Source organism: Psychroflexus sediminis, from assembly GCF_900099815.1.
GTDB classification, from domain to species: domain Bacteria; phylum Bacteroidota; class Bacteroidia; order Flavobacteriales; family Flavobacteriaceae; genus Psychroflexus; species Psychroflexus sediminis.
On sequence record NZ_FNCW01000030.1, the window covers coordinates 1 to 2,733 of the forward strand.

Annotated in this window: 5 protein-coding genes; all 5 read right to left on the reverse strand. The window is 32.2% G+C overall.

Annotated features, from left to right (window positions below):
• Nucleotides 1-171: 171 nt before the first annotated feature.
• Nucleotides 172-552, reverse strand: a complete 381-nt coding sequence (locus tag BLP81_RS13450) for a DUF2750 domain-containing protein (RefSeq protein ID WP_093370527.1) — start codon at nt 550-552, stop codon at nt 172-174.
• A 167-nt stretch (nt 553-719) separates the two neighbouring features.
• The gene (locus tag BLP81_RS13455) at nt 720-1,127 is read right to left on the reverse strand and encodes a hypothetical protein (protein WP_093370532.1); all 408 of its coding nucleotides are present in this window, start codon (nt 1,125-1,127) and stop codon (nt 720-722) included.
• Between the two features lie 166 nt (nt 1,128-1,293).
• Nucleotides 1,294-1,968 (reverse strand): hypothetical protein, encoded by a 675-nt coding sequence (locus BLP81_RS13460; RefSeq protein WP_093370536.1) that lies wholly within the window; start codon nt 1,966-1,968, stop codon nt 1,294-1,296.
• A 155-nt stretch (nt 1,969-2,123) separates the two neighbouring features.
• Nucleotides 2,124-2,474, reverse strand: coding sequence for a hypothetical protein (locus tag BLP81_RS13465; RefSeq protein ID WP_143002851.1), 351 nt, complete (start codon nt 2,472-2,474; stop codon nt 2,124-2,126).
• Nucleotides 2,475-2,496: 22 nt separating this feature from the next.
• On the reverse strand, nt 2,497-2,733 hold a 237-nt coding region (locus BLP81_RS13730), incomplete at its 5' end, for a hypothetical protein (RefSeq protein WP_218118880.1).

A 2,733-nucleotide genomic window follows, 5' to 3' on the forward strand; every position in this document is an offset into this window, starting at 1 on the left:
TTCTGATAATACGAACCGCCGTATACGAGACCCGTACGTACGGTGGTGTGAGAGGCGCACTCCGTCAGTTACTGGCGGAGCCGTCTACTCGATTGCCACACGTTTCAATCAGTTCTCTAGTTTGAATAAATATAATTTTTAAAATTCAAGAGTATTCAATTTTGTAACAATCTATTCGTATTGTCGGCATTCGAAAATCAGATGTTTTTTAAGTTCCAAAGGTTTTACAATAATTGAATTAAGTTTTTGATTTGGAAAACCACCAACAAGATAATTTTCTGTTTCCAATTTATCCATCCAGTCCATAAATTTATCCAATTCAACCATCTTTACGACACAATTTTTCCATTCTGTTTTAATAAACTTTAGGGCAAATTGCTGTTCGGGCCAAATTGGAATAATCAGTTTATCTAAAGTTCCACATGTAACGTAATTTCCTTCTTTGTCAGCAATCAAAAAAACTTGTTCAAAATCAGCAATTTTTCTTATTAGATATCCATAGCGTTCTTTGGACTCAAGTTTGAATACGTTTTCTAATTGTTTAGCATGCATAAAAATTCGTTTCTCAAATGTGTGGCAACGTTTCTGGCTATGATTTCGTTGCGGAAAAATCCGCAGGATTCTTTCCGCCGTAGCCGAAAGATAGTAAATTAGCGTTGAATTCCGCCAAGGAATTCAACCGCAATGAATTATAGCCGGTGTTAGCCTTTCGTTTTTTATTATTCAGTTTCCGCCTCTGCTTTTAATTCAGTCAGTTTTTTATGTCTGAAGTAACCCAAAATTGCCAAAATCACTAACATAATTGCGTTAAAATTAAAGTCCCATTGAAAGTCAGCAGAGTTGACACTTATATCAGATTCCGTTCTGATTATCAGTCCGTATCTGAAATTTTCGAAAAGTAATTCCGTTCCTAACATTTGAATTCCATAAAAGATTATGGTTCCAATATATCCGTAAATATTGTTTTTAAATAGCAGAACCAAGAGTCCGATTGAAATAACTGTTCCTCCAATAATGTAGATGTTATTATTCAGTCCCATATCGTACACAAAAAAGCAGAAAATCATAAAAAGAATATTTATGATGCTGATAATGGCAATTATAATTCCGTAAATGTTTTTTTTCATTGAGTTCAGTTTGGTTAAATGAAGGCTAACGTTTCTGGCTATGATTTCGTTGCGGAAAAATCCGCAGGATTCTTTCCGCCATAGCCGAAAGATAGCAAAATAGCGTTGAATTCCGCCAAGGAATTCAACCGCAATGAATTATAGCCTGTGTTGTAGGTAGGCTTTCTTATTCGATGCTCTCATATAGAGATACTGGGTCTCTAAAATATTCTACAGAGCAGATTTTTGCACTATTAAATATATTGATAAGTAGTTTAATTATATCCTCTACAATAAGAAAAATTATTTCCCAAGTTAAAAATTGTATTGGCTCACCTATTCTAAAATTAAAGGTTTTTTTTCTGTAATTTATTTCAAGGAATTCCTTCTTTTTTTTATCGGGAAAATAGAATCCATTATTGTGAATACAGTTTCTAATCAATTTAGAGAACTGCAGTACGCTTGTATTATCAAAGGTTTGTGTTTGTGATTTTATATAACCAACAAAATCAGGATTTTTATAGTAATTTTCATTTTCTGTTTTTCTCATCAATATGCGGATACAATTTTCAAAAGAAGAAAAGACATCAATGAAATAGTGAAATCTCAAGAATCGTTCAGCAAGTAAAATGTCTTGCAGATCATATGAACTAGATTCAAAATCTATAAATCTGGACTTAACTATTAAGATTCTTGAATGCTGTAGTATTGTACTTATAGAACTAACTCTAATGTCCGAATTCTTAATAAATGGAAAGTCTGATTTAAAATCAGACCTAGTGTTAATAATAAACTTCTGTATTTTTACAGCATCTTTCAACGAATTGAATAAGTCTTCTCGAAACTTTTTAATATTTTCCATAGAAGTTTTTTTAGCTTACCTACAACGTCTCGTATAAAAACTGTGCGAGCTGGCGAGCGTGATGGTCCGCAGGAAAATCAGACGTAGCAAGTAAGCCAAGTGTTTCGATTCGAGACAGGCTTAAGCATTGTTTTTATATAGTGTTGTAAGCAGTTTTATTTTTTAAAAGTCATATAAGAAATTCCGTTTTCAGGAATATCAGCATATAAATTTTGTATTTTAAATTCACTACTACTAATTTTCACGAATTCAAAACTCTGTGATTGACTTTGAGATTCATGCGTCAATAAAATATTATCTCCACTAATCTCATATTTAAATTGGTCACTTGTATTTTCCGATTTAATAATAGTTAAATCAGTATTTGAAGTGAATTTTATTTGGGTTCGATTTTCTACAGGAGTAATTTCATAATAAGTTCCCTGGAATTCAGAAGGATTGTCATCATCATTATTACAAGAGAAAAATGAAAATAGAACAACTAAATACAATATAGTCTTTTTCATAAATGGTTTTTTTGATTAGTAATTAGATTCTGATTTTTAAATTGCTTACAACGTTCCTCGCATATGGCTTGTGGCGATGATCTGCAAACAAGCTTTTCAGTTGAGGATTAATTTTTCTAAAAATACAATAAATTTTGTTTTGACCTAAACCCCAGCCATAAGCTATATGCGATGTGTGTGCCTTGAATGGTAAATATAGTTCTTTTACATGAACGCCCATAGGGTGTAAGTCCCGAATACATGGAAGTAACGTTCCAAA